The organism is Nocardia huaxiensis (assembly GCF_013744875.1).
GTDB classification, from domain to species: Bacteria; Actinomycetota; Actinomycetes; order Mycobacteriales; family Mycobacteriaceae; genus Nocardia; species Nocardia huaxiensis.
In genome coordinates this window covers 3,032,882-3,056,940 of record NZ_CP059399.1, presented here as the reverse complement: position 1 = coordinate 3,056,940, position 24,059 = coordinate 3,032,882, and the positions used below count along the sequence as shown (strand labels likewise).

Below are 24,059 nucleotides of genomic sequence, written 5' to 3'. Positions count from 1 at the left end.
TACGTTATGCGGCAACGGTTTGCGGCAGGTTCTCCGCACGCTTGCGCGCATCCATTCCGGTGATGATCCGGTGACCCAGGTTCTGGCAGGGCTGCTCGATCAGGCGGTAGGTCGCGGTCGCGATCAGCAGCACGCCGATCACCCACGTGCACAGGGTGAGCCATGCGGCGGGAACGCCGAGAACGGAGGTGCTCCAGCGCGGGCTGTCGAGCACGAGGACGTGCACGAGATAGAGCGAGTAGCTGATCCGCCCCAGGTACAGCAGCGGACGCGGAAAGGAGCAGCGCCGCAGCAACAACGCCCCGGCGAACAGCAGGTAGGCCGGGATGATGGTGAGGGGCTGCTTCACCCACGTGACCCACACACCCGTCTCCGGAGCCAGCGTGGGCGGAATGAAGAGGCTGATCCCGAAGATCACGCACAGGGTGAACCCGAACACCGCCCACCCGAGCCACGCGCTGATCTCGCCCGACGCCATGCGGTACAGCACCGTGCCGACGAACATGGTGGCGAAGTACCCGAAGGTCAGCACCGACTCCCCGGGCTGGTTGAGCACCAGCGGGACGGTGATGACCGCGAGCAGGATCGCGGCGAGGGCCATGCGCCGATCGGCTGCCAGCCGGGCGAACACCGCTGCCACCAGGATTGTCGCGACCACGACGATCGACCGGGTGACGGCATTCGCCTGCGCGCCATTGATCAGTGCGGGCGGCAGCAGCGCCCCGGGCACGATCACGATGACCGCGAGCACCGCCAGCGGCACCGATCGGCGATTGAGCCGGGCGATCAGCAGCAGCGACAGGAACAGGTAGAACGCCAGCTCGTAGGACAGCGACCAGGAGGCGCCGACGATCTGGATATCCCAGCCGCCGATGAAGAACTGCATCATGGTGAGGTTCGAGAGCAGGTTCACCACGGGATCGTCCATGAACTGCGCCGGCAGCCCGTATCGGCCCATCGAGTGCAGGATCAGCGCCGCGGCCAGGCAGGCCCAGAACAAGGGGAACAGCCGGAAGAACCGGCCCACCCAGAACGCGCCCAGTGACCGCCCGCGCTCCATGGACGCGGGGATGATGAAGCCGCTGACGAGGAAGAAGACGAAGACCCCGAACTCGCCGAGCCCGAAATAGGCTTGGGAGAACCGGAAATACGCCGGGAACAGCCGTTCCGAACAGTGCTGAATGACCACGGCCATGGCGGCCAGTCCGCGCAGCGCATCGAGGAATTCGAAGCGGCCGCCACGGCCGCGCACCACGGTGCCGGTCGATGCGGTCGAGGGAGTCACGGGACTGTCAACGGCCACGACACAGTCCCCTAAAAAACAATGTTCGCCTGAACCGCGAAACACGGTGGAGCTAAGGGGACTCGAACCCCTGACCCCCACACTGCCAGTGTGGTGCGCTACCAGCTGCGCCATAGCCCCGGATGGTTGCCTTCGGTTTCCCGAGTGCGTGGAAGAAGTTACACCATTGGTACCCCTGAGAGCCAAATCCGGTGGTTCTCAGGATGGAACTGGATGATGGCTGGATGGGTCGGAACGGGATGGGTGACGCGCGTGCGGTGGCGCTCCGGCGGGCTGTGTGGGCTGGTGGGGTGCTTACCGCGTTCGGGGTGGTGGTGTGGCAGGTCGTGGTGGCGGGGTGGTTGACGGGGGCCGATGCGGGAACGCTGGATTGGTTCGTCGGCCATCGGGGAGACGCGTGGACGGTGCTCGCGAAGGAGGTCACGTTCCTCGGGAATCCGGAGCGGGCGGTGTTCCTCGCGGCCGGCGTGGGGGCGTTCGTCGGGTGGCGGTACCGGAGTTGGCGGGGCGCGGTGTTCGTGGTGGCGACAGTGGGTTGCGCCACCGGGATCGGGCATGTGGTCAAGGCGCTGGTGGGGCGCGAGCGGCCGCCGGTGGGAACCCGGTTGGTGGCCGAGACCAGTCTGTCGTTTCCCTCGGGGCATGCGACGGGGACGGCAGCGCTGGTCGGTGTGCTCGTTCTGGTGTATCTGCGCGCGCATGAGGGGTTGGGGCGCAGGGTGATTGCTGTGGGGGTGGGAGTGATCGTGGTGGGGCTCATGGCGATTACGCGCTTGTATCTGGGTGTGCATTGGCTCACCGATGTGCTGGGCGGGGCGCTGCTGGGAACCGGTGTGGTGCTCGTCGCCGCCATCGTCCAGGTGTTTTGGTGGCCTTACGAAAGTCGAGAGGGCTTGGGGCGTAAGGAGATAAGCAGTCGCGAATCGAGCGCGGACGCGTACACTCGGCGGTGAATCGTCGGGGGTGATGGACGGGTCCGGTTCGAAGGGATCGCACGCGGTTGAAGCTGATCAATGGTCGGTACGAGCTGCAAGAGCTGATTGCCGTTGGGGGGATGGCCGAGGTCTACGCCGGGCTGGACCACCAGCTAGGGCGGTCGGTCGCTGTGAAGATGCTGGATTCCGGCAGCCTCGCGGCGGCGGGCGGTGATCTCGGCATGCAGCGTGCCCGCTTCGAGCGGGAAGCGCGCATCGCCGCCCGCATGACCTCGGCACACATTGTGACGGTGCATGATTCGGGCGTTTATCAGGACGGGCGCGGGGTGCGGCCGTTCCTGGTGATGGAGCTGATCGACGGCCCGAATCTACGGCAGCGGCTGCGCGAACCCTGCGCGCTGCCGGTGCTGCTGAACTATCTCGACGGCGCGCTGGCGGGTTTGGTGTACGCGCATTCGGAACACCATGTGGTGCACCGGGATATCAAGCCCGAGAACATCATGGTGTGCCCGGACGGGTCGGCCAAGCTCACCGATTTCGGCATCGCCGTCGAGCTGCGGGAGAACTTCCAGCGCTTGACGCGCGCCCACTATCAGGTCGCCACACCGGCTTACGCTGCCCCGGAATCACTCAATGGCGGTCAGCTGACGCAACTCAGCGACGTGTTCTCCTTCGCGCGCGTGTGCTGGGAGACGCTCAGCCATGTGCACAACGGCGCGCCGCTACCCGAACCGGTGCAGGTGGTGCTGGCCCGGGCGCTGGAGCCGGAACCCGCTGCGCGGCAACGCTCCGCGCGCGAATTCCAGGCCCAGTTCCGCCAGGCGGTCGCGCATGTGGCGTGGCCGCTGCACGTCGCGGCGCATCGTCCCGTCCGCGAGGGCGGCGGCATGCGGCACACCAGCGTGCTCACCCCCGGCGACATGCAGGATTCGGTGCAGGTGCCGACCCCGCCGAAGCTGCCCACCGATACGACGGCCGGTTTCCTGCTCGCGCCCGTGATCGAATCGCGGCAGCGCGTCCTGGAACGGCTCTCCAAGAGCGATCCCCGCTATGTCGCCGGGGTCATCGCGTCGGCGGCGGTGACGGGCGTGCTGCTGGGGTGGCTCGCCTTCCTGCTGATCGGCTGGGTGATCGTCACCCTCGTGGACCAATTCTGAGGTGGGGCAATGAGATATCGACCGGTGGGGACGGCGTGGCAGAAGTATGTGTTCGCGGGGTCGCGCGCCTCGCATTGGCTGCGGGTCGCGTTCATGGTGGGGCTGACCACCTTCGGCCTCACGGTCATGGTGCTGCTCTACAGCCTCACGACCTGAGAGGGCCGCGATGCGCACCGTCTGCCTGAACTGCCTGTCCGAGTTCCGCTACGACCGCAGCACCGACTCCTGGTTCCGGATCATCCGTAAACCCAACGGCGATCATGCGAAACAGCTCGGCGTGCTGTTCGACAGGTTCAATCTGAAATGCCCGAACGGCTGCGAGATCGACGAGGAGATGCTGAACCACCCCACCAAGGTGATCGGCTTCGTCGGCGAATCCGCGTCCTCCAAAACGCATTTGATCGTGTCCATGATCCACTCGATGATGAACGACCCGGTGCTGGCGCAGGAGTGGTCGATCATCCTGACCCGGAAATCGGTGCGGCAGTGGGCATCGCTCGAGGATCAGCTGGTGAACCGCAAGGCCATTCGCGCCACCGAGGGACGCAAGTTCGCGGGCAATCAGTTGCAGAAGCTGGACGATCCGCCGCCACCACCGCCCGGCGGACAACGGCAGACGCAGACACAGGCGCGCCATCACGCCTGGAGCCATCTGCAGCAGCGCACGCCCATCGTGGTCAAGGTGTCGTCGTTGTACACGCGGCGCACGGTGAATCTGGCCTTCATCGACGTGGCCGGTGAGGACATCACCGATGGCGCGGTGGCGGCGCAGGTCAGCCCGCATCTGGCGGTGGCCGACTTCCTGTGGTTCGTGGTGCCCTCGACCCTGAACAAGCAGTACCTGTCGATCATGCGGGAGCACGCGGGCCCCGCCAACGAGGACAGCCTGAGCAATGATGTCGAGCATTCGCAGACGGTCGGGCGCACCAATGTGATGATCGATCAGATCTCGAACATGTGGCGCGCCGCCAACAGCTATCCGTCGCATCAGCCGATCGAACCGCCGCGACTACATGTTTCGACGATCCTGGCCAAATCCGATCTGCTCTCGCTCATCGACATGCCGGAGGTGAGCATTGTCGCGCCGCCCGCCGATTGGGCGCAGTCGCCGTTGAGCACCAATGGATCCGGCAATCTCTACAACTGGAATCAGATCGACTATCGCAGCGAGGCGACGAGAAGCCTGGTGCGCAAACTGTTTCCGGCGGTGGACACCACGCTGTCCATCCACTTCCCGTACAACCGGTACTTCCCGGTCTCGGCGGTCGGCTGTGGAAAGCGCAGCGACAACTCCTATCCCGTGTTCAAGCCGTATGCCGCCTCGGATCCGATGCTGTACATGCTCAACCTCATCGAAGAACTGCGGATGGACCGATGACCGGATTTCCACAGCTGCTGTGCGGCTGGGCCATGGTGAATCTGGAATCCTCCGGAGCCGGCGTGGGAGTGGTGGCTCGATCGCCCGGATGGCCCGCGCAGCTGGGTTCGACCGTGCGCGAGATGGGTTCGCTGGTCACCATGCCCGGCGACGAGCCGCCGGATTCGGCGGAGATGTTCGCGCTGGAGTTCACCGTGGTGGGCGGGATCGCGCTGGCGGGATTGAAGACGCCGTCGAACGCGCGGCCCGGAACCTGTGTCACGCATCTGGTGGCGGGGGAACCCGGTGTGCTGGACGGGGTTTCGGCGCTGCACCTGTTCGATTCGGGTGGCTTCGTGAGCACGCTGAACGGGTCGGTCTCCCCCACCGATCAGTGGGATACCGCCGCGCTGCCCGCATGGTCCACCGAGAACCTGTGCGCCGCAGCGGCTCTCGATGCCCTGGACGAACCTTGGCTGCCGGTGCTGATCGGCGCCGCGCTGGCCCGGCTCGCCGGTCAGGGACCGTCGATCACGCTCCAGGTGGACAGTGCCCGGCAGGCCGTGCGGATGCTGCGCGCACTCTACGGCATGCTGCCGCGAAAACCACTGCGGGAGTTCACCTTCTCGACCTATGCCGAACAGTCGTCGACCCAGCCCGCCATTGTCGCGACGGTGCCGGGCAACACCATGACCGTCTCCGGCGAACGCCGTGTGATCACCCGCGACAGCAGTGCCGAGAGCCGCACCGACACCTTCTCCAGCATGGGCCGCGAGCTCGTCCGGCATCGCCGCGACGGGGTGATGCCGCCGGAATCGCTTGCGAGCGTGCACGATATCTACCAGTGGTGCTACCAGCGGCACCTGCGCACCATCGAACCGTCCCGGCTCGATGACGACGAACTGGCCGCCGTGATCACCGATCCGGAGCTGACCGCGGACTGGTTCGCCCATCCGGCGGTGGCCCGGCGCGCCATCGCGCTCGCGCTCGACCAGCAGCCGGTGGCAAAGGCGCTCGGCCGCCTGGAGTTTCACCGCGAGCTCCGGTCCCTCTTCGAGAAGGTGCTGGTCGAACACGTCCGCCACGGCGGCCGGGAGCGGACGCGGGCCGCGCAGCTGGCAGGTCAGCTCGGGTTCGATATCAGCCGCGAGATCCAGGAGTCGGCCTGGAAGCGGCTGGGTGACGGCGCGCTCGCGTCCGAGGACGCACAGACGGTGTGGCCGCGGCTGCTCCAGTCGTGGACCTCGGGTAGCAAATCCACACGCGCACAGGTTCTTACGCATCTGCAACAGCATCGGACGCTGCGCGAGTACGCGCTCGTCTCCAAGGACCGGGATCTGGCGTACGAGGCGATTCTCGCGGAGGTGAACGATCCCGCCGCACATCCCGGCAGCAGTCAGCTACTGCTGAACGCGATCTACACCCATGTGGACATCGTCGGCCGGCTCCTGGCCGATGTGTCGGCCACCGGCGGTGACCGCTACATCCTCGAGCAGGTTCTGGGCTGCGCGCCCGACGACCGGCTGCCCGCGCTGATCTCCGCGTGCGCCTACTACGGTTGCGACCCGATCGAGCTGTTGCGCGCCGTCACCCTGGTGCGCGCGGACCCCGCCGATATCGTCGCCGCGCTGCAACCCGGCTGGGAATCGTTGCGCGCCTTGCTGCCGCTGCCGGATGCGATCGCACCGCTGGTGGTTCTCGACGCGACCGCGGAGGAGCGTTTCGTCGAACGAGAGGGCCGCCGCGGGCTCCCGTCCCCGCTCGGCCTGATCCGCCGCCGCCCGCAGACGGAATGGCACGAATCCGAGATCATCCACATGTTCAGCACCGCCGATCACGACTTCATGATCGAGGACTGCTACGAAATCCTGCGGGCCGCAATCGATTCCGATGTGGAACTGGTGGCGGACTGTATGGCCGGCCGCTCGCGCACCCCGAGCGGGGCCAAGGTGCTGGCCCGGGTCATGGCCAGCGCCGGCATCGACCGTCTACCCACCCTGATCGCCGCCGCCGCCCGCCATCCCGAACTGGACCCGCACATCCTGCTGCGCGCCGCCTCCGCTCTGCGCCTGGACCCGGCCGAACAGGTCGCCGCCCTGGAACGCGGCTGGCGCTCCCTGCGCCTGCGCCTGGACCTGCCCCACCGGATCGCCACCCTTCTGGTCCTGGAGGCCACCGGCACCGCCCCGCTACCCCCGCGCGAATCCGACGATCCCCGGGAACCCCTGCGCCGCAAGCTCTTCCGGCGCTGATCACCCTCGACAGCAACGCCGGATACCGGTGGCGCGGAGGACGAGGTCTTCCGCGGCACCGCCTTCCGATCGCTGATCAGCGCCGCGTCACCGTGGTGGGCAGGCCGGCGAAACCGCGATTGTTCGAGGAGTGGATGCGTTTCAACCCGGCGGTGTCGACCTCGAAGTCCGAGACCGCCGCCGCGACCTCCTGCAAGGCCACCCGCAGCTCGAGCAGCGCGAGGTTCGAGCCGAGGCAGTGGTGGCGGCCGCTGCCGAAGACCAGCGAAGCGCCGGTATCGCGATCCAGATCGAAGGTGTCCGGATTCTCGAACACCTCCGGATCGCGGTTGGCCGATCCGGTGAGCAGCAGGATCTTGGCGTCGGCCGGAATCGTCACCCCGTGCAGTTCGACCGCCTCGGTGGTGCTGCGCAGCTGGGTCTGCGTGGCCGGATCCCAGCGCATGGCCTCGGCGATCCAGTCGTCGATGCGCCCGTCGAGCGCCTGCCGCCGCTGCTCGGGATGCAGGGCCGCCGCGTGCCAGGCATTGCCGAAGGTCAGCATGCTGGTTTCGATGCCCGCGCCGACCAGCAGAATCAGTACCCCGACGATCTCCTCCGGCGTCAGCCGGTCCTCCCCCTCGCTGGCTCCGAGCAGCCCGGAGAGCAGATCGTCCTGCGGCCGCTGCGCGCGCTCGATGGTCAGCTCGGTGTAGTAGCCGACGAGTGCGCCGATGGCCTGCATGGCCTCGGGCCGCAGGTCGGTGGATTCCTCTTCGGTGTACATGATCTCCATGCCGAGTTTGCGCAGCATGTCGCGATCAGCCTCGGGGACGCCGACCAGTTCGGAGATCACATCGGTGGGGAACGGCCCGGCGAAATCGGCCATGAGGTCGAAGCTGCCGCGTTCGAGCAGCGGCTGTAGCAGACCGCGGGCGATCTCGCGTAGTCGCGGTTCCAGCCCCTGCACGCGCCGTGCGGTGAACGCCTTGGTGACGAGTCCGCGCAGCCGGGTGTGCTTGGGCGGATCCATGGCGACGAAGGAGAAGAACCGCTCGGCCTGCGGCCCCCAGAAGGCCGGTTCCATGCGAATGCCGTTCACGCTGGAGAAACGCTCGGAGTCGCGCAGGGCGGCGAGCACATCCGCATGCCGGGACAGCGCCCAGAAGTCGTCCGTCTCATTGCGGTATACCGGGGCGTCGGTACGCAATCGGGCATAGTGGGGATACGGATCCGCGTGGACGTCGAAGTCGTACGGGCTGTAGCGCAACTGCATGACTGACCTTCCGGGTCGGTGCGGCCCCCGCCGCTACCGGTTCGCAACTCGGGCTGACATGATGCAACACTAGTCGAGAAGGATTGGGGGCGTTGTGAACTCGAAACCGACACCGGATTCGGCCGCCGCACGGGTGGACACCACCAAACCGCATCCGGCCCGTCGTTACGACTATTGGCTGGGCGGCAAGGACAATTTCGAGGCCGACCGCGAGTCCGCGGACGCGGTCGCCGAGGCGTTCCCCACGGTACGGCTGGCCGCGGTCGAGAACCGCAACTTCCTGCGCCGGGTCACCCGCTACTTGGCCGCCGAGGCCGGCATCCGCCAGTTCCTCGACATCGGCACCGGCCTGCCCACCGCCGGCAATGTGCACGAGATCGCTCAGGGCATCGCGCCCGAATCCCGCATCGTCTACGTCGACAACGACCCCATCGTCCTGGTGCACGCCCACGACCTGCTCACCAGCACCGACGAGGGCGCGACCAGCTTCCTCGACGCCGACCTGCGCGACCCCCAGCGCATCCTCGACCACCCCGACCTGCGCGCCACCATCGACCTGTCCCGCCCGGTGGCCCTCATGCTGGTGGCCGTGCTGCACTTCATCACCGACGACCAGCGCCCCTACGACCTGGTCCGCCACCTGGCCGACGCCCTCCCCAGCGGCAGCTACCTGGCCATGACCCACGCCACCAGCGACTACCTCGACCCCGAGGACGTAGCCCGCACCGCCGAATCCAACCAGCGCAGCGGCATCCCCTTCCGCCTTCGCTCCACCCCCGAATTCGCCCGCTTCTTCGACGGCTTCGACCTCATCGCCCCCGGCATCACCCCCATCACCGACTGGCGCCCCGAAGTCTGGCGCCCCCACCCCCGAGCCGAAGCCGTCTCCATGCTCGGCGCCCTCGCCCGCATCCCCTGACCACCACCATCACGATCAGGGAGCTCGCACGGCGGGAATTCGTCCCCATTCCCGCCAGGAGAGCTCCCTGATCGTGTCGGAGCGCGGAGTCAGAGGCGGCCGGTGTCCTTCAGGACTCGGCGAGCCTGGGCGAAGAGCATGCCCACATTGACCGATTTGCGGCAGACCACGACGATGACCACGTCGTCCCGGCTTTCGGTGCGGATGAACAGGTGGGTGAGGTTGTCGCTGTTGACCAGGATCTCCTGGAAATAGTGGCGTTCGAGGCGAATTCCGCGGCGTTCCTTCCAGATGTCTTCGATCATGATGACATTGCGGCCCTGGAACATGTCGAGGGTGGCGGCGGCGAGAAGGTCGAGGACTTCCTGGGGATGGTTGTCGACGGTTTCCACGGCGAGCAGCATTCCGGTGGCCATGTCTATGGCGCCTGCGGCTATGCATTCGGGGACCTCGGAGCGCAGCACCTTCACCAGAATCGCGATTCGGTCGGTGAGGCTGGCCGGCGGATTCTGGCCCGGGGTATTCGTATTCATTGCGTCCTTTCTGATTTCCGTGCGAGAAGCTGCATGCCGCGGGTCGCCATGGGTGGGCGCGGCGGGAGTGTGTCGTTGATGCCGCTGGCCCCGCGGCGACGGCGCGGCAGCATCGAACGAGCACTCCCGCCGCGCGCGGGCTGCACGTCCGGTTCCCGCTCGGCCGGACCGATGACGAGCAGACCGCAGTCGAGCATGCGCACGACGTCGACGGTGACCGCGTACAGTGCGCGGCACAGCAGCATGGCGATGTCGCGGCAGCTGCGACGACCGTTGACCCACAGCAGAATCGGCTGCCACTGACTGTTGTCAGGGCCGCTCAGCAGCAGCCGCCCGGCCTCGGTGAGCTGCAGGTGATTCCGATGCGGGGACACCCGGCCGTGCGCGAGGGCGCGCAGCCGGCGATCGGTTTCCAGCAGCAGCCAGCCCGGATCCACGCCGGGCACGGGCGGGATCGGACTGTCCGCTACCGGCGGTCCGGAGGGGCGGTCCTGCCAGTGGCAACCGCCGATCCAGCCCGACGTTATGGCGAAGGCGCCGTCCAGGGCCGCCATCATGGCGACCAGTCGCAGATCCGCCATGCCGGTGCAGGTGCGGCCGGGGCGCGCCAGCAACTCCCGGATCCCCGGCGCGCCGGGCGATTCCACGGTGAGCACGCGGCCTTCGGCGACATACAGATCGCCGCCGGGTTCACCGGTTACTCGCAGGGTGCCGGTGCGGGCGGTGGCCGACGCGTGCGCCAGTTCCCGCACGAGTTCGCGGGCTGATTCCCGGCCCAATGCCAGCAATTGCGCCGGCGCGATGTGGGCCCCCGTCGTCATGCTCGAACTCCCAGGAAATAGGCAAGCCGTGAATTTGCTGAATATCCTGGCAGCCGAGCGGTTTTGGAGCAATGAATTCCGTCGAATTAGGGGTATACGGGGGTTGACACGAGTTTGCTGAAATAGCCTGTACAGCAAATGAATACCGTACGGTCAAACCAATTCGGGTCGAATTCGATTATCGGACAGCGGAGCTCAGCGATCCCGGTGCACGACGCATTCGGCCAGCTCCAGCAGATCGTGCGCATTGCGATATCCGGCCAGACAGGACTGGGCCGCCCGCAGGTGCCGGATGGATTCGGCTTGCGCCCAACGCTTTCCACCGGCGCGGGCCACCAGATCGGCGGCGCGGGCGGCGGACGGGCCGTCGAGCGGACGGTCGCAGGCGTACAGCTCGGCCAGTTCCCGCCCTGCGGGAGAAGCGGATTCGAGCGCCATGACCACCGGCAGGCTGCGCTTGTGCCGCATGAGATCACTACCGACCGGTTTGCCGGTACGGGCCGGATCACCCCAGATGCCCATGAGATCGTCCACCAGCTGGAACGCGACACCCAGTTCCCGGCCGAAACGATCCAGCGTCTCCACCATGTCCGGCGGCGCGTCCGCGCACAGCGCACCGAGGGCGCACGCACAGCCCAGCAGCGCACTACCCTTGTGCCGCAGGGTTTCCAGACACTGCTCCACGCTGACCTCGGCGATGGTCTCGAACGCGCAATCGTGATGCTGGCCCAGGCACAGTTCGATGACGGCCTCCTCCAGCCGCGCGATACCCGGCAGCGCGGCGGCCGGGGCGTCGGCCAGCGTCCACACCGCCAGACTGTGCAGGGCATCCCCGGCCAGCACGGCATCGTCCACACCCCACACCCGCCAGACCGTCGGCCGGCCGCGCCGCACCGGATCGCCGTCCATGATGTCGTCGTGCACGAGGGTGAAGTTGTGCACCAATTCCACTGCGGCAGCGGCATGTACGGCATCCGAGGGCGGACAGCCCGCGGTCCGGGCGGCAGCCAGCACCAGGGCGGGCCGCAGCCCCTTCCCGGCTTCGGCGACGGTGGGCACGCCGTCGGCATCCCACCAGCCCAGGTGATAACCCGCCATCAGCCGCAACTGCCCGGGCAGGGTGTCGATCGCGGCCCGCAGCAGGGGTCTGGTGGATTGCTGTGCACGCGAGAGTATTCGCGCCGCGCGCGCCAGGGAATGCCGCCGGGGCCGGTCCGTGCCGAACGCGGGATCGGCTGCCGTGGACGAACTCATGCCTACCTCCAGACTCGCGGACTTCTGATCGCTAGGCCGAGGCGCCGGAGCGCCGCGACTTCCGGCCCGCCGCATCGGCGAGCGCGCTGACGTAGCGGCCGACCGGGCCGGTGCGCACCGGCGTCGAACGGCGTTCGCGCAGAGTCGTTTCGGTGAACCTGGCGGTACCCGAATGCCAGGCCAGATTGCCGGTCAGGAAGTTTCGCAGGGCGTCGGCGTGAGCGAGCACGGCCTCGCGGGCCGGCTCGCTCAGCTGATAGTCGGCGAAGAAGGACGGAAGTTCCTCCGACACCAGGTATTCGAACTGGTGCAGGCGCTCGTTCACCAGATCGACGACGATAGCGCGGGCGGCGTCCCGGGTGCAGCCCAGGAAGGACTGGGTGATGTAGACCAGATTGTGCAGCTCGCCGTCGTACTCGATCTCCTTCTGATACGAGTACAGGTCGTTGACGAGGGCCGCGTGATCGGCCGCCGAATTCTCCAGCTGCCGAACGACACTCGTGTCGGCTATCGCGTCGGTGAGAGCAGCGGATTCGGTGAGCCGGCTCAGGGCGGTGAGCAGTGTGCCGCCCGCGGCGATCCGGCGACCGTCGAGATAGTCGACCGGATCCGGTATGCGCCCGCGAGTTTCGTTCTCCAGAACCTGTGCCCAGGATTCGAACAGCTGGAGCAGCGCCGCCCGGATCCGTTCCCGCGCACTGTCTCCCGCGATATCGCAAAGGTCCCGCCAGAGATCGGCCAGACCGCGCTCGACGGGGGCCAGCGCTTGCGCTTCCCGACCGGTGAGCTGTGATGCCAAGCGCCGCAACTGTTCCCGGCCGGCGATCGGCTGCGGACGATAGACCAGAGAGAGTAGATCATTGGCGTACGTGCCCCACGTGCACCAGCGTGTGCGCGCGACGAGCTCCTCGGGAGTGCCCTCCGGGAACATGAGCGCCGCCAGCGCGGCGAAATCCACGCCTTCGACATACTCCGGCGTCCAGCCGACGGCCGGATCGAGCATTCCCATGTCCGCCAGCCACCGCGGCACATCCGCGCGCGCCACGGTCAGATGCGGATTCACCGCCGCCTCGGAGGGCATGTGCAACCCGTCCACCGGCAGCCGCCCCGGTGTACGCGGCGGCGGCACATACTGATTGAGCTGAATCCGGGATCCGGCCCGCAACCGCGCCACCCCGCTGCCGAGCCCGGTCGGCCCGGTACCGATGCCGCTGTTCATGTACCGGCTCGACCGCAGGTGCCACTCATGCCCGCCGGTCTGCCAATCCTGTAATCCGAGCGTGTAGCGCGCCACCGCCAGTTGCTCGGCCGGTGTCGCCGCGTGCTCGGAGAACATCAGCGGCACATCGACTTCGGCGGTGTCCTCGAACTGTTTCAGCCGGGAGGTGAGAAGGTCGTTGACCAGGTCGGCCGCCGCCTGCGTGGGCAGACCCAGGAATTCTTCCAGGACCAGCACCATATTCGCGTTCTCGCCCTCGACCCGCACCTCGCGCTCGTAGGAGAACAGGTCGTTGCGCAGATGCACCGCGTCGGAGAAGGTTTCGACCAGCACTCCGAGCGGTCGTGCACCGGCGAAGCGATCGGGCACCTCTGCACCACAGGCATATTCGACCAGATTGGCCGACCAGGGCGCACCGCCCACCCGCCGTCGCATCTCGATGTACTCGATGGGGTTGGCCACCCGCTCGCGGGCGATATTGTCCAGCTCCCACATGGATTCGACCATGAGGTTGTGGGTGCTGGCGCGCATGCGCCGCCGCCAGCCCGCAGACATGGCGCCGATGGTGCGCGTCCAGCAGTCCAGCAGGCCGGTCTCGGTGGGATTCGCGGGTTCCGGTGCGGCGCAGCCGGGTTCGACCATGAACTGTTCGAGGCGTTCGAGATAGCCCAGGGCCGCCAGATGATCGCGGGTGTACTTGAACTTGGCGAGGAAGTCGTCGTCGAAGAAGAACACCCAGACGTACCACTCGGTCACCAGCGCCAAAGCCTCGGCGTCGCAGTCGGGATGAGCGTAGGCGCACAGCAGGGCGAGTTCCATCCGCTCCAAGCGGTCTGCGGGCCAGAGCAATTCGCCGGTCGGCGTGCGCTCGTCGAGGAAACCCATGCGCACCGCCCACGCCGCGGAGTGTTCCCGCGCGTATTCCAGATGCGGATTGAGCCTGGCCGGATGGGGTACGTAGAACTCGGGCAAGACGAACGGCTTCATGCCGGACCCTCTCGCTGGTCTGCGACATTGCTAAACGGACTCGCGTCAAAACTTCCACTGCAACAAGGTGATCCGGATCACACTCATGGTAAACGGCCGTTAGCTGAAGGCCAACACGTTTGATCAAGCGAGATAGCCTGGCTGTCGGCCCGCGCGCCACATGCACCCGTGAATCCAGGAGGCTCCAGATATGCCCAATCCCGCCGTCGACCGCGACCAGACGCTGCGCCGGCTCGCCGCCCACGGACCGGTCCGGGTGATCGTGGCGGGCGGGGGCACGGGCGGGCACACCTACCCGGCGGTGTCGGCGGTGCGGGCACTGCGGGACCTGGCGGCCGAGGCGGGGACCACGGCCGAGGTGCTGTGGATCGGCGTGCCGGACAGCCTGGAGTCGCGGGTCGCGGCCGAGAACGACATCACGTTCGCGCCCATCAAGGCGGGCAAACTGCGCCGGGACCGCAATCCGCTCAAGATGCTCAATGCCGACAACGCCAAGGATGCGCTGCGCGTGCCGCTGAGCGTGGTCACCGCCAATGGCCTGGTGCGCAGGTTCCGGCCCGACGCCGTGCTCTGCACCGGCGGGTATGTGTGCGCACCGGTCGGCATGGCCGCCGCGCTACGCCGTAAGCCGCTCGTCATCCACGAGCAGACCACGGGCATCGGCAAGGCCAATCTGCTGCTGGCCCGGATGGCCGACCGGATCGCGCTCAGTTCCGAGGCGTCGGTGGAGCTGCTGCCCGCCAAGGTGCGCGGGCGCGCGGTGGTGACCGGCAATCCGATTCGCCCGGTCCTCACCACCGGCAGGGCCGAGGCCGCGGTGCCCGCATTGGACTGGTCCGGCTACACCCCCGAGCTGCCCACCGTCTATGTCACCGGCGGCGCGCAGGGAGCCGTGCAGATCAACGATCTCGTGCACGAGCTGCTGCCGGAGCTGCTCACCCGCGCCAATGTCATCCACCAGTGCGGCGCCCGCTCCTATGACCAGGTACGCGAGCGTTCCGCCGCGCTGCCCGCGGACCTGCGCGGCCGGTACCTGGTGCGCGATTTCATCCGCGCCGAGCTCCCCGATGTGCTCGCCCTCACCGACGTGGTGGTATCACGTTCCGGCGCAGGCACTTTGGCCGAGCTCACCACCCTGGGCAAGCCGTCGGTGCTGATTCCGTACCCGCATTCGGTGGGCGGCGAGCAGATCCGCAATGCCCGCATCCTCGCCGACCACGGCGGTGCGCGCGCGATCATCGGCGACGACGCCACGGTGGACAATCTCCGCACCGCGCTGTTCGAACTGCTGGAGGATCCGGAATCCCGTGCGGCGGTGTCGAAGTCGGCGCGCGCCATGGGCCATCCGGACGCGGCGGATCAGCTCGCTCGCACGGTTGCGGACCTGGCTGTGCGCTGACTCGCGCCCTCGATAGCCGCGCCCCGGATCCAGTGACGCATCAGGCACACACGGTGTGCCGGGCAGGGGTAATGTCGAGGTTGTCAGCAAGTTCTCGGCAATCCCGAGTGATTGGAGATGCCATGCAAATCCAGGTCTTCGCCGACAAGCACATCGGCGGCGGCGCGCCACTCATCGAGGAAGCAACGGACGCCATCGCGGGTGTCCTCGATCGTTTCTCCGATCACCTCACCCGAGTGGAAGCCCACATCACCGACGTGAACGCCCACAAGGGCGGCGCCGACGACAAGCAGTGCAGCCTCGAGGCCCGTCCCAAGGGCCAGCCCCCGGTGGCCACCACCCACCGCGCCGGCACCATCGAGGACGCCTACCTGGGCGCCGCGGAAAGCATGGCCCACCTCCTCGACAGCCGCTTCGGCCGTCTCCACCACGCCAAGGGCGGCGAATCCATCCGCTACCTGGCCGCCGACTGACCCGGGCTCGCACACACGGCCGGTAGCCCCTTCAGCTGCGGCTACCGGTCACCAGGGCACCGTTCCGGCGTCGTCGAAGAAGCCGCCGGTCGGTCCGCCGTCGGGCAGGGTCGCGAGGTGGATCGCGATGGCCGCGCCCTGCCGTGGCGTGCGGTCGCCGCGGAAGTTGCTGAGGTCGGTTGCGGTGAGACCGGGGCAGGCGGAATTGATCAGGATGCCGGTGTCACCCAGTTCCTTGGCGTATTGAATGGTGAAGGCGTTGAGGAAGGTCTTCGAGGCCAGGTAGGCGGCGGGGATCGGGCCCAGGTCGAGGCCGGGGGTGGTGTGCAGAGCGAGGGAGCCGACGCTGCTGGAGATGTTGACGATTCGCGGTGACGCGGAGGCGCGCAGCATCGGGAGCATGGCGTTGGTGACCCGGAGGACACCGATCACGTTGGTTTCCACGACGATTCGCACGGTTGCCGGATCGAGCGTGGCCGGGGTCTGCGGCAGCGCGCCGGTGATTGCGGCATTGTTGACCAGGACGTCGAGCCCGCCGGCCTGGTCGGCGATCAATTCGGCTGCCGCGGCGGCACTTTCGTCGTCGGTCACGTCGAGCGGTACGCCGAACGCGTCGATCCCGTCCGCGCGCAGCGTCGCCACCGCGAGGTCGCGGCGCCGGGGGTCGCGTGCACCCACCCCGATCCGCCAGCCGAGTGCGCCCAGGCCCGAAGCGATCTCGTATCCGATTCCCTTGTTCGCGCCGGTCACCAGCGCGATCGTCTGTTCGCTCACCCCGCCGATCCTGCGGGACCGGCGAGTGCGGCGTCCAAGACCGATCGAGTGGGCGTCGATACCGCACGGGTATCGATCGCGGTCAGCGCCGGATACCATCACCCGCGTGGAGACTCGGGAGTTGCGATACTTCGTCGCCGTCGCGGAGGAATTGCACTTCGGGCGGGCGGCGCAACGTCTCGCGATCGCGCAGCCGCCACTCTCGCGAGCCATCCAGCAACTCGAACGGCGGCTCGGAGTCGTTCTGCTGCACCGCACTTCGCGCGCCATCAGCCTGACCGACGCCGGATCGGTCCTGCTACAGGAGGCTCGGCTCGCCCTCGAAGCGGTCGAAGCCGCAGAACGGCGAACCCGCCGCGCCGCGGCCGACCGGCCCGGAATCGTGCTGGCCGCCAAGGCCGGAGCATCCACCGAGCTGTTGTCGAAGCTGCTGCACGCCTACGCCGCCGAACCGGGCGCCGTGACGGTCGAGGTGATGCTGTGCGGCCCCGGCCGGACGGAGGGCCTGCTGCGCACCGGGCGAGCCGACGTCGCCCTGCTGCACCGCCCCTACGACACCACAGCCGGATTCGACACCGAGGACCTGTACACCGAACCACAGGTCGTGGTCCTGCCCGCAGGCCATCCCCTCGCCAACCGCACCCACATCTCCTCCGCCGAGGTCTCCACCCGTACGAACCTCCCCCTCCCGCGCTGGCCCGCACGGGATGGCAGCTACCCGGACGGCCCTGGCCCGCAGGTGCGCGACCACACCCAGCTCCTCCAACTGATCGCCCTCGGCCTGGCCTGCGCGGTCGTGCCCGAGTCGCTGCGAACCCAGCTGCGCGACGATCACGCCGTCGTTCCCGTACCCGACGCACCACTCGTCACCACCGTCATCGCCTGGCCACCCCACAGCAGATCCACGGCCGTAGCCGACCTCGTCCACACCGCCACACGCCTCTGACCGACAACACGCTCAGGGGATGCCGCCGAGGTCGCCGACGGCCGAGCGCGCCGGACACTGACACCCACACCGGGTTGCAGACCGATTAGTTTGTGAACCGGGTGTCGTCTACCCCGATGACACTGAGTCCACACAGAGAAGAGACCTGCGATGACCGCCAAAGATCTGACCCTGACCCATGTTTCCGTGCTCGTCGGCGACCAGCAGGAGGCGCTGGAGTTCTACCGTGACGTGATCGGGCTCGAGGTGCGGCAGGACATGCCGTTCATCGAGGGCGCGCGCTGGATCACGGTCGGGCCGGCCGCGCAGCCCGCTATCGAGTTCGTGCTGGAGAGCCCGTCCATGGTGCCGGTGCCGGAGATGGCCGAGGGCAATCGGGCGCGCATCGCCAGTGGCGCCATGGGCACGCTGTTCTTCGCCACCGAGGATGTGGACGCCACGTTCGCCCGCCTGAGCGAGGCGGGGGTCCCGGTCGAGCAGCCGCTGGTCGATCAGCCGTACGGCGTGCGCGACTGCGGCTTCCGCGACCCGTGGGGCAACCACCTGCGTTTCGCCCAGCCGCTGGGCTGAGCCCTCAGGGCAGCAGACCGGCTCGGCGCGCACGGACCACGGCTTCATGCCGGGTGTGCGCGCCGAGTTTGGTCATGGCACTGCGCAGATAGCTCTTCACGGTTTCCGCGCGCACCGAAAGCCGCTGCGCCGCTTCGGCATTGGTACAGCCGAGGGACACCTGTGCGAGCACGTCGAGTTCGCGCGGCGACAGCGCCACCTGATCCTCGGGCTCGGCCACGCCGGAGACCAGCCGCGCCAGCCGGTCGCTGACATCGCGTAATCGACTGCGCGCCTGTGCGTCCGACACCCCCTGTGTAATGCCGCGCAACTCCGCGTGCAGATCCCGGAGCTGTTCGGTGACAACGGCTTTCGCACCCGCCGCCGCCTCCCACGCCGAGTTCAGCCGCAGCCGCCGATCCACCTCGTCCCGAATGGTGAACTCCATGCTCAGCCGCTGACCGGCCTGCACCATCTCGTCGGCGACCCGATCCCCTATCGGCCCGGAGTCGCGATTGGCGACATACAGCACCGCCCGCGCCTCCCCGCGCACCACCACCGGCACCGCAACCACCGCGCGCAGCCCCTCACCGAGCACGGGGGCGTCGTAATGGTGAGTAATAGTCGACGCCGATCGATAGTCGGCCACCGAGCGCGGCCGCCCGGTCGCCACCGCCGCCCCGCCCAGTCCGGAACTCGGCGCGACCGCCAGCCCCCGCATGCCATTGGTCCGGGTGCCGACGAACTCGCTCAGGACCAGCGTGCCGGCCTGCACCTCGCCGCCGAATACGACCGGCATCTTGGACATCGCGGAGATTCGCCGCAGCTCGGCCCGCAACGCGTCGGTATCGCGCGGGCGCATGAGAGCGTCGGAGGCCGAGACCATCGGGTACCCCTTTCCGGGGGTAGCAGGGGCGCGAGTGTGACGTGGATCCTATCGAAGTGAGTACAAGCACGGGCCGGCCTCGGCCGGCAAGCTATTCCTTCGGAGTGTGGAACGCGCCGCTGCTGGGAGACACCATCGGCGCCAATCTGGATCGCACCGCGTCCGCGTTCCCGGACCGCGACGCCCTGATCGACTACACCACCGGCATTCGCTGGACCTATCGCGAATTCGTAGCGGAGGTCGATGCCCTGGCGCTGGGCCTGCTGGCGGCCGGGGTGGGCAAGGGCGACCGGGTGGGCATCTGGGCGCCGAACTGCCCGCAGTGGACGCTGGTGCAGTACGCGACGGCCAAGCTCGGTGCGATCCTGGTCAATATCAATCCGGCGTATCGGGCGCACGAGCTGCGATATGTCTTGCGGCAGGCCGGGGTTCACACGCTGGTGGCGGCGCCGTCGTTCAAGACCTCCGACTACGCCGCCATGATCGCCGAGGTGCGGCCGGAGTGCCCGGAACTCGTGCAGGTGGTGCTGCTGGACAGCGCGGAGTGGCGGCTGCTGTTCGACACCGGCCGAGCGGGTGATCGGCGGCAGCTGGCGCTGGCGCAGTCGGGCCTTTCCGCCGACGATCCGATCAATATCCAATACACCTCGGGCACAACGGGTTTCCCGAAGGGCGCGACGCTCAGCCACCACAATATCCTCAACAACGGATATTTCGTGGGCGAGCTGTGCGGGTACACCGAACAGGACCGGATCTGCATTCCGGTGCCCTTCTACCACTGCTTCGGCATGGTCATGGGCAATCTGGCCGCCACCAGTCACGGCGCGGCCATGGTCATCCCGGCCCCGTCCTTCGACCCCCGCTCGACGCTGGAAGCCGTTGCGGCCGAGCGCTGTACCTCGCTGTACGGGGTGCCGACCATGTTCATCGCCGAACTGGCCGATCCGGAGTTCGACGGCTACGACCTGTCCTCCCTGCGCACCGGCATCATGGCCGGATCGCCGTGCCCGGTGGAGGTCATGAAGCAGGTCATCGAGCGCATGGGCATGCGCGAGGTGAGCATCTGCTACGGCATGACCGAGACCTCGCCGGTGTCCACGCAGACCCGCGCCGACGACAGCCTGGCGCAGCGCACCGCCACCGTGGGCCGCGCCGGACCGCACATCGAGATCAAGATCGTCGACCCGGTGACGGGCCTGACCGTGCCGCGCGGCGAGCCCGGCGAGCTGTGCACGCGCGGCTACTCGGTCATGCTCGGCTACTGGGACGAGCCGCAGAAGACCTCCGAGGCAATCGATTCCGCGCGCTGGATGCACACCGGTGATCTGGCCACCATGGACGAGGACGGCTATGTCGCCATCACCGGCCGGATCAAGGACATGGTGATCCGCGGCGGCGAGAACATCTATCCGCGGGAGATCGAGGAATTCCTCTACACCCACCCGGATATCCTGGATGCTCAGGTGATCGGCGTACCGGATGTGAAATACGGTGAGGAGCTGATGGCCTGGGTGCGGATGCGGGAGGGCGCGACCGCACTGACGGCGGAATCGCTGCGCGAGTTCTGTAACGATCGGCTCGCGCATTTCAAGATTCCGCGTTATGTCCGTGTCGTAGACGACTTTCCGATGACTGTGACGGGCAAAATTCGCAAGGTCGAGATGCGTGAGATCTCCGCGCGCCTGCTCGGCCTGACCGGGGAGGAGCAGCAGTGACCGCCAATACCGACGCCTACCGCGCCGCGCGGGACGCGCTGCTGAGCGCGGGCGCCGACTACGACACCGCCCTGCGCACCTTCGAATGGCCGCGGCTGACCGGCGAATTCAATTGGGCTACCGACTGGTTCGATGTGATCGCGCGCGGCAACGACCGGCTCGCGCTGTGGATCGTCGAGGAGGACGGGCGCGAGGAGCGCGTCACCTTCGACGAGATGGCCCACAGGTCCGATCGCGTCGCCACCTGGCTCGCCGGTCTCGGTGTGGCCCAGGGCGATCGGGTGATGCTCATGCTCGGCAATCAGGTCGAGCTGTGGGAGGCCATGCTGGCGGTCGCCAAACTCGGCGCGATCATCATGCCGACCACCGGCGCGCTCGGATCCGCCGATCTGATCGACCGAATCGACCGGGGCGGAGCCGGTTTCGTCATCGCCAATGCCGCCGACGCGGCCAAGTTCGACCAGGTGCCCGGCGACTACACGCGCATCGTGGTGGGCGCGCCGGTCGAGGGCTGGCACGACTACAGCGCATCGGCCACCGTCGAATCCGCCGGGCCGTTCCGCCCGCGCACCGAGGTGACCGATCCGCTGCTGGTGTACTTCACCTCCGGCACCACCAGCCGCCCGAAGATGGTGCAGCACTCCCAGATCAGTTATCCGCTGGGGCATCTGACGACCATGTACTGGATCGGCGTGCGCCCCGGCGACGTGCATCTGGCCATCAGCGCGCCCGGCTGGGCCAAGCACGCCTGGAGTTGCTTCTTCACCCCGTGGCTGGCCGAGGCCACCGTATTCGTCTACAACTACACGCGTTTCGATGCGGCGGCGCTGCTGCATCAGCTGCGGCGCGCCGAGGTGAACACGTTCTGCGCGCCGCCGACGGTATGGCGCATGCTGATCCAGGCCGAGCTCGGCGAGCGGCCCGCGGGTATGCGCGAAATCCTCGGCGCGGGTGAGCCGCTCAATCCGGATGTGATCGCACAGGTGGAGAAGGCGTGGGGGCTCACCATCCGGGACGGGTTCGGGCAGACGGAAACCACACTGCAGGTGGGCAATACGCCCGGCCAGCCCATCAAACCCGGTTCCATGGGGCGGCCCGCGCCGGGTGTGCCGGTGGTTCTGGTGGATCCCGTCACCGGTGAACTCGGCGACGAGGGCGAGATCTGCCTGGACCTGTCCGCGGCGCCGGTGAACCTCATGACCGGCTACCTGGGCGATCCGGAACGCAATGCCGCGGTCATGGCCGACGGCTACTACCACACCGGCGATGTCGCCGGCCGCGACGCCGACGGCTACATCACCTATATCGGGCGCACCGACGACGTCTTCAAATCCTCCGACTACAAGGTGTCGCCGTTCGAGCTGGAGAGCGTGCTCATCGAGCATCCGGCGGTGGTGGAGGCGGCCGTGGTGCCGCAACCGGACGACACCCGGCTATCGGTGCCCAAGGCGTATATCGCACTCGCGGCAGGCTGGCAGGCCGATTCCGAAACCGCCCGCAGCATCCTCGAATACGCTCGCGACCACCTGGCGCCCTACCTACGCGTGCGGCGCCTCGAATTCGCGGAGCTACCCAAGACCATCTCCGGCAAGATCCGCCGGGTGGACCTACGCCGACGCGAAGCGCAGGCGCATGCCGCCGGCACCCCGATCAGTACCGAGTACCGCTATGAGGAGATCCTGACCGACCCGAAGCACTAGGCACCACCCGCTATCCACCCGCTCCTACAACCAGATTGGACCCTGATGCCCCACACCGTGGAAACCGCCACCGCGTACGTCATCACCGAACTCGAGGCCAAGGGCACCGCCACCCGCTTCGACTTCGACGTGCCCGGCATTGTCAGTGCGACGCACAACCTCACGGAGACATGGGATTTCCACGCGGTGGACCGCACCAGGTTCTGGAATATCGCGGCGGCGTTCCTCAGGGGTTGACGGCGGTACGGCCGGGCTGATCACCACGGGTGATCGGCCCGGCATGGTTTCCGGCGCGGCCCGGTCTTTCAGGCGCGCCGGTCCACCGCGGCCCACGCGGCCAGCGCGACCACGCCCGACACCACGGCCACCGACGGCCAGGCGCCGATCTTCTTGGCCAGCGGATGCGAGGCGCCCATGGCGCCGATCGACAGTCCGGCCAGGGCCGCGGCCCCGCCGGCACCGGCGGTCTTGTACCACTGCGGCACCGACGCGAGGGTTCCCGCCGCGAACACCGCACCGCCCAGCTGTCGCTTCTTCGTCGCCTGTGCGAGCGCGAAACCGCCGGTGAGGCCGCCCGCGGCCAGCAGCGATGTGGGAACCGAGGGAATTCGAGCCATCTTCTCTACCTCCAACGCACACTTTTCGGACACAAGTACCTGTTCGAAGCTAGCCCGCCGATGGATGGCCCGACGCACCGGGCTTACAAGATCGCGACCGGAGCGACCGGGGTGCCGGTGGCGCCGACGAAGGGTTCCGGCATGGCGGAGAGCAGGAATTCGTAGCGCGATTCCTCCGCGCAGGCGACCGACAGCGGTTCCAAATTCCAGTTCTGGCCTTGCAGCATGCCCATTTCCACCAGGTGCAGGGCGTGCACGGCCAGCCACACGCCCTCGAGTTCGGGCGGGAAAATCTCGAAGGTGAGGGTGTCGGTGGCGACGGCGGCGACATCGCGGGCGTGGAACCATTCCGGGCAGCGGACCGAAATGCCCGGGGACGGAACGGCATAGCCGTGACGGTCACCGGCCAGGAACAGCTGCATCTGGCCGGTGCGCACGAGTACGATATCGCCGGCGCGGACGGTGGTTGCGGCCAGTTCCTCGGCGGCCTCCAGGTCTTCGGGGGTGACCGCGTGATCCGACGGGAGCCGCTCCACGCCACGGGCTTTCGCCACATCCAGCAGCACGCCGCGCGAGACCAGATGCGGGATCTTCTCGATGCCGCTGACCGCCGCGCCGCCGTGCGCGGTGATGGTGTCGGCGGGGCGACCGTTGTAGATGCGGCCGTCGCGCGAGATGTGGGTGAGTGCGTCCCAGTGGGTTCCGGCCTGCAGGCCCATGGTGACCACGTCGTCACTGGTGGCAATGGTCTTGGGGCCGAACATCTCCCAGTTGACGGCGATCATGCTGTGCAGCGGGTTGACCCGGCCGGGGATCATGCCGGTCTGAATTCCCTGCTGGCTCAGGGGAACCGCGAGCGCGACGCGGCGGCCGGTGCGCACGGTCGCGGCGGCCGCCCGGACCACCTCGTCGGTGATGAGGTTGAGGGTGCCGATCTCGTCGTCGGAACCCCAACGGCCCCAATTGTTCACGCGCTTCGCGATATCCAGGAATTCAGGTGACGCCATA

General features: G+C 67.7%; 23 protein-coding genes and 1 tRNA gene. 13 read left to right on the top strand and 11 right to left on the bottom strand.

Annotated elements, in window-relative coordinates; all coding sequences use genetic code 11:
* Window positions 1–4: 4 nt before the first annotated feature.
* Together H0264_RS13665 and H0264_RS13660 are read right to left on the bottom strand one after the other, a co-directional pair.
* On the bottom strand, window positions 5–1,303 hold the full coding sequence (locus tag H0264_RS13665) for an acyltransferase family protein (RefSeq protein ID WP_181584298.1): 1,299 nt from the start codon (window positions 1,301–1,303) through the stop codon (window positions 5–7).
* Window positions 1,304–1,350: 47 nt separating this feature from the next.
* Window positions 1,351–1,423: transfer RNA gene (locus H0264_RS13660), tRNA-Ala, on the bottom strand.
* Window positions 1,424–1,506: 83 nt separating this feature from the next.
* On the opposite strand from H0264_RS13660, the gene H0264_RS13655 reads away from it, so the two are divergent.
* The 5 genes from H0264_RS13655 to H0264_RS13635 are packed head-to-tail and all read left to right on the top strand — an operon-like array spanning window position 1,507 to window position 7,004.
* Entirely contained in the window at window positions 1,507–2,256 is a 750-nt protein-coding gene (locus tag H0264_RS13655) for a phosphatase PAP2 family protein (protein WP_181584297.1), read from the top strand.
* 47 nt (window positions 2,257–2,303) lie between these two features.
* Window positions 2,304–3,395, top strand: a complete 1,092-nt coding sequence (locus H0264_RS13650; RefSeq protein ID WP_276514541.1) for a serine/threonine-protein kinase — start codon at window positions 2,304–2,306, stop codon at window positions 3,393–3,395.
* A gap of 9 nt (window positions 3,396–3,404) precedes the next feature.
* Entirely contained in the window at window positions 3,405–3,551 is a 147-nt protein-coding gene (locus H0264_RS13645; RefSeq protein WP_181584295.1) for a hypothetical protein, read from the top strand.
* Between the two features lie 10 nt (window positions 3,552–3,561).
* Window positions 3,562–4,773 carry a hypothetical protein gene (locus tag H0264_RS13640; protein WP_181584294.1) on the top strand — a complete coding sequence of 404 codons (1,212 nt, stop codon included), beginning with the start codon at window positions 3,562–3,564 and terminating at the stop codon, window positions 4,771–4,773.
* Complete coding sequence (locus tag H0264_RS13635; RefSeq protein ID WP_181584293.1) at window positions 4,770–7,004, top strand: GAP1-M domain-containing protein; 2,235 nt, start codon at window positions 4,770–4,772, stop codon at window positions 7,002–7,004. Before H0264_RS13640 ends, H0264_RS13635 begins: the two co-directional genes overlap by 4 nt.
* Before the next feature lie 76 nt (window positions 7,005–7,080).
* Here the strand turns inward: H0264_RS13635 and H0264_RS13630 are convergent, their stop codons facing one another.
* Complete coding sequence (locus tag H0264_RS13630; protein ID WP_181584292.1) at window positions 7,081–8,259, bottom strand: cytochrome P450; 1,179 nt, start codon at window positions 8,257–8,259, stop codon at window positions 7,081–7,083.
* Between the two features lie 94 nt (window positions 8,260–8,353).
* Here H0264_RS13630 and H0264_RS13625 point away from each other — a divergent pair, with 94 nt between their 5' ends.
* A complete protein-coding gene (locus H0264_RS13625) occupies window positions 8,354–9,178 on the top strand; it encodes an SAM-dependent methyltransferase (protein WP_231082958.1) in 825 nt (274 codons plus the stop codon).
* Between the two features lie 89 nt (window positions 9,179–9,267).
* Here the strand turns inward: H0264_RS13625 and H0264_RS13620 are convergent, their stop codons facing one another.
* From H0264_RS13620 to H0264_RS13605, 4 genes are all read right to left on the bottom strand, one after another.
* Window positions 9,268–9,711 carry a hypothetical protein gene (locus tag H0264_RS13620; RefSeq protein WP_181584291.1) on the bottom strand — a complete coding sequence of 148 codons (444 nt, stop codon included), beginning with the start codon at window positions 9,709–9,711 and terminating at the stop codon, window positions 9,268–9,270.
* A complete protein-coding gene (locus tag H0264_RS13615) occupies window positions 9,708–10,532 on the bottom strand; it encodes a hypothetical protein (protein ID WP_181584290.1) in 825 nt (274 codons plus the stop codon). The genes H0264_RS13620 and H0264_RS13615 overlap by 4 nt, the downstream gene beginning before the upstream one ends.
* A 195-nt stretch (window positions 10,533–10,727) precedes the next feature.
* Window positions 10,728–11,786, bottom strand: a complete 1,059-nt coding sequence (locus H0264_RS13610; protein ID WP_181584289.1) for a polyprenyl synthetase family protein — start codon at window positions 11,784–11,786, stop codon at window positions 10,728–10,730.
* Between the two features lie 31 nt (window positions 11,787–11,817).
* Entirely contained in the window at window positions 11,818–13,992 is a 2,175-nt protein-coding gene (locus tag H0264_RS13605; protein ID WP_181584288.1) for a terpene synthase family protein, read from the bottom strand.
* 190 nt (window positions 13,993–14,182) lie between these two features.
* Between H0264_RS13605 and H0264_RS13600 the strand changes: the two genes are divergently transcribed.
* Both H0264_RS13600 and H0264_RS13595 read left to right on the top strand, forming a co-directional pair.
* Entirely contained in the window at window positions 14,183–15,391 is a 1,209-nt protein-coding gene (locus tag H0264_RS13600; protein WP_181584287.1) for a UDP-N-acetylglucosamine--N-acetylmuramyl-(pentapeptide) pyrophosphoryl-undecaprenol N-acetylglucosamine transferase, read from the top strand.
* 122 nt (window positions 15,392–15,513) lie between these two features.
* Window positions 15,514–15,864, top strand: coding sequence for a ribosomal subunit interface protein (locus H0264_RS13595; RefSeq protein WP_181584286.1), 351 nt, complete (start codon window positions 15,514–15,516; stop codon window positions 15,862–15,864).
* A 48-nt stretch (window positions 15,865–15,912) separates the two neighbouring features.
* On the opposite strand, the gene H0264_RS13590 is transcribed toward H0264_RS13595, so the two are convergent.
* Window positions 15,913–16,638 (bottom strand): SDR family NAD(P)-dependent oxidoreductase, encoded by a 726-nt coding sequence (locus tag H0264_RS13590; protein WP_181584285.1) that lies wholly within the window; start codon window positions 16,636–16,638, stop codon window positions 15,913–15,915.
* A 106-nt stretch (window positions 16,639–16,744) separates the two neighbouring features.
* On the opposite strand from H0264_RS13590, the gene H0264_RS13585 reads away from it, so the two are divergent.
* Both H0264_RS13585 and H0264_RS13580 read left to right on the top strand, forming a co-directional pair.
* The gene (locus H0264_RS13585; protein ID WP_181584284.1) at window positions 16,745–17,584 is read left to right on the top strand and encodes a LysR family transcriptional regulator; all 840 of its coding nucleotides are present in this window, start codon (window positions 16,745–16,747) and stop codon (window positions 17,582–17,584) included.
* Between the two features lie 150 nt (window positions 17,585–17,734).
* Window positions 17,735–18,154, top strand: a complete 420-nt coding sequence (locus H0264_RS13580) for a VOC family protein (RefSeq protein ID WP_181584283.1) — start codon at window positions 17,735–17,737, stop codon at window positions 18,152–18,154.
* 4 nt (window positions 18,155–18,158) lie between these two features.
* Here H0264_RS13580 and H0264_RS13575 read toward each other — a convergent pair whose 3' ends face one another.
* Entirely contained in the window at window positions 18,159–19,019 is an 861-nt protein-coding gene (locus H0264_RS13575) for a helix-turn-helix transcriptional regulator (protein ID WP_181584282.1), read from the bottom strand.
* 56 nt (window positions 19,020–19,075) lie between these two features.
* Here H0264_RS13575 and H0264_RS13570 point away from each other — a divergent pair, with 56 nt between their 5' ends.
* The 3 genes from H0264_RS13570 to H0264_RS13560 are packed head-to-tail and all read left to right on the top strand — an operon-like array spanning window position 19,076 to window position 22,671.
* Window positions 19,076–20,734 (top strand): AMP-binding protein, encoded by a 1,659-nt coding sequence (locus tag H0264_RS13570; RefSeq protein WP_181584281.1) that lies wholly within the window; start codon window positions 19,076–19,078, stop codon window positions 20,732–20,734.
* Window positions 20,731–22,434 carry an AMP-binding protein gene (locus H0264_RS13565; protein ID WP_181584280.1) on the top strand — a complete coding sequence of 568 codons (1,704 nt, stop codon included), beginning with the start codon at window positions 20,731–20,733 and terminating at the stop codon, window positions 22,432–22,434. Before H0264_RS13570 ends, H0264_RS13565 begins: the two co-directional genes overlap by 4 nt.
* A 45-nt stretch (window positions 22,435–22,479) precedes the next feature.
* A complete protein-coding gene (locus H0264_RS13560; protein WP_181584279.1) occupies window positions 22,480–22,671 on the top strand; it encodes a hypothetical protein in 192 nt (63 codons plus the stop codon).
* A 68-nt stretch (window positions 22,672–22,739) separates the two neighbouring features.
* On the opposite strand, the gene H0264_RS13555 is transcribed toward H0264_RS13560, so the two are convergent.
* On the bottom strand, window positions 22,740–23,051 hold the full coding sequence (locus tag H0264_RS13555) for a hypothetical protein (protein ID WP_181584278.1): 312 nt from the start codon (window positions 23,049–23,051) through the stop codon (window positions 22,740–22,742).
* Between the two features lie 83 nt (window positions 23,052–23,134).
* Window positions 23,135–24,058 (bottom strand): cyclase family protein, encoded by a 924-nt coding sequence (locus H0264_RS13550; RefSeq protein WP_181584277.1) that lies wholly within the window; start codon window positions 24,056–24,058, stop codon window positions 23,135–23,137.
* Window position 24,059: the final 1 nt, after the last annotated feature.

Excerpts from the sequence above, each read along its gene's own strand:
- H0264_RS13635 (WP_181584293.1), top strand. The coding sequence starts at position 4,770 with ATGACCGGATTTCCACAGCTGCTGTGCGGCTGGGCCATGGTGAATCTG.
- H0264_RS13645 (WP_181584295.1), top strand. The coding sequence starts at position 3,405 with ATGAGATATCGACCGGTGGGGACGGCGTGGCAGAAGTATGTGTTCGCG.
- H0264_RS13605 (WP_181584288.1), bottom strand. The coding sequence starts at position 13,992 with ATGAAGCCGTTCGTCTTGCCCGAGTTCTACGTACCCCATCCGGCCAGG.
- H0264_RS13610 (WP_181584289.1), bottom strand. The coding sequence starts at position 11,786 with ATGAGTTCGTCCACGGCAGCCGATCCCGCGTTCGGCACGGACCGGCCC.
- H0264_RS13655 (WP_181584297.1), top strand. The coding sequence starts at position 1,507 with ATGGAACTGGATGATGGCTGGATGGGTCGGAACGGGATGGGTGACGCG.
- H0264_RS13595 (WP_181584286.1), top strand. The coding sequence starts at position 15,514 with ATGCAAATCCAGGTCTTCGCCGACAAGCACATCGGCGGCGGCGCGCCA.
- H0264_RS13550 (WP_181584277.1), bottom strand. The coding sequence starts at position 24,058 with ATGGCGTCACCTGAATTCCTGGATATCGCGAAGCGCGTGAACAATTGG.
- H0264_RS13630 (WP_181584292.1), bottom strand. The coding sequence starts at position 8,259 with ATGCAGTTGCGCTACAGCCCGTACGACTTCGACGTCCACGCGGATCCG.
- H0264_RS13620 (WP_181584291.1), bottom strand. The coding sequence starts at position 9,711 with ATGAATACGAATACCCCGGGCCAGAATCCGCCGGCCAGCCTCACCGAC.
- H0264_RS13575 (WP_181584282.1), bottom strand. The coding sequence starts at position 19,019 with ATGGTCTCGGCCTCCGACGCTCTCATGCGCCCGCGCGATACCGACGCG.
- H0264_RS13640 (WP_181584294.1), top strand. The coding sequence starts at position 3,562 with ATGCGCACCGTCTGCCTGAACTGCCTGTCCGAGTTCCGCTACGACCGC.
- H0264_RS13580 (WP_181584283.1), top strand. The coding sequence starts at position 17,735 with ATGACCGCCAAAGATCTGACCCTGACCCATGTTTCCGTGCTCGTCGGC.
- H0264_RS13615 (WP_181584290.1), bottom strand. The coding sequence starts at position 10,532 with ATGACGACGGGGGCCCACATCGCGCCGGCGCAATTGCTGGCATTGGGC.
- H0264_RS13600 (WP_181584287.1), top strand. The coding sequence starts at position 14,183 with ATGCCCAATCCCGCCGTCGACCGCGACCAGACGCTGCGCCGGCTCGCC.
- H0264_RS13560 (WP_181584279.1), top strand. The coding sequence starts at position 22,480 with ATGCCCCACACCGTGGAAACCGCCACCGCGTACGTCATCACCGAACTC.
- H0264_RS13555 (WP_181584278.1), bottom strand. The coding sequence starts at position 23,051 with ATGGCTCGAATTCCCTCGGTTCCCACATCGCTGCTGGCCGCGGGCGGC.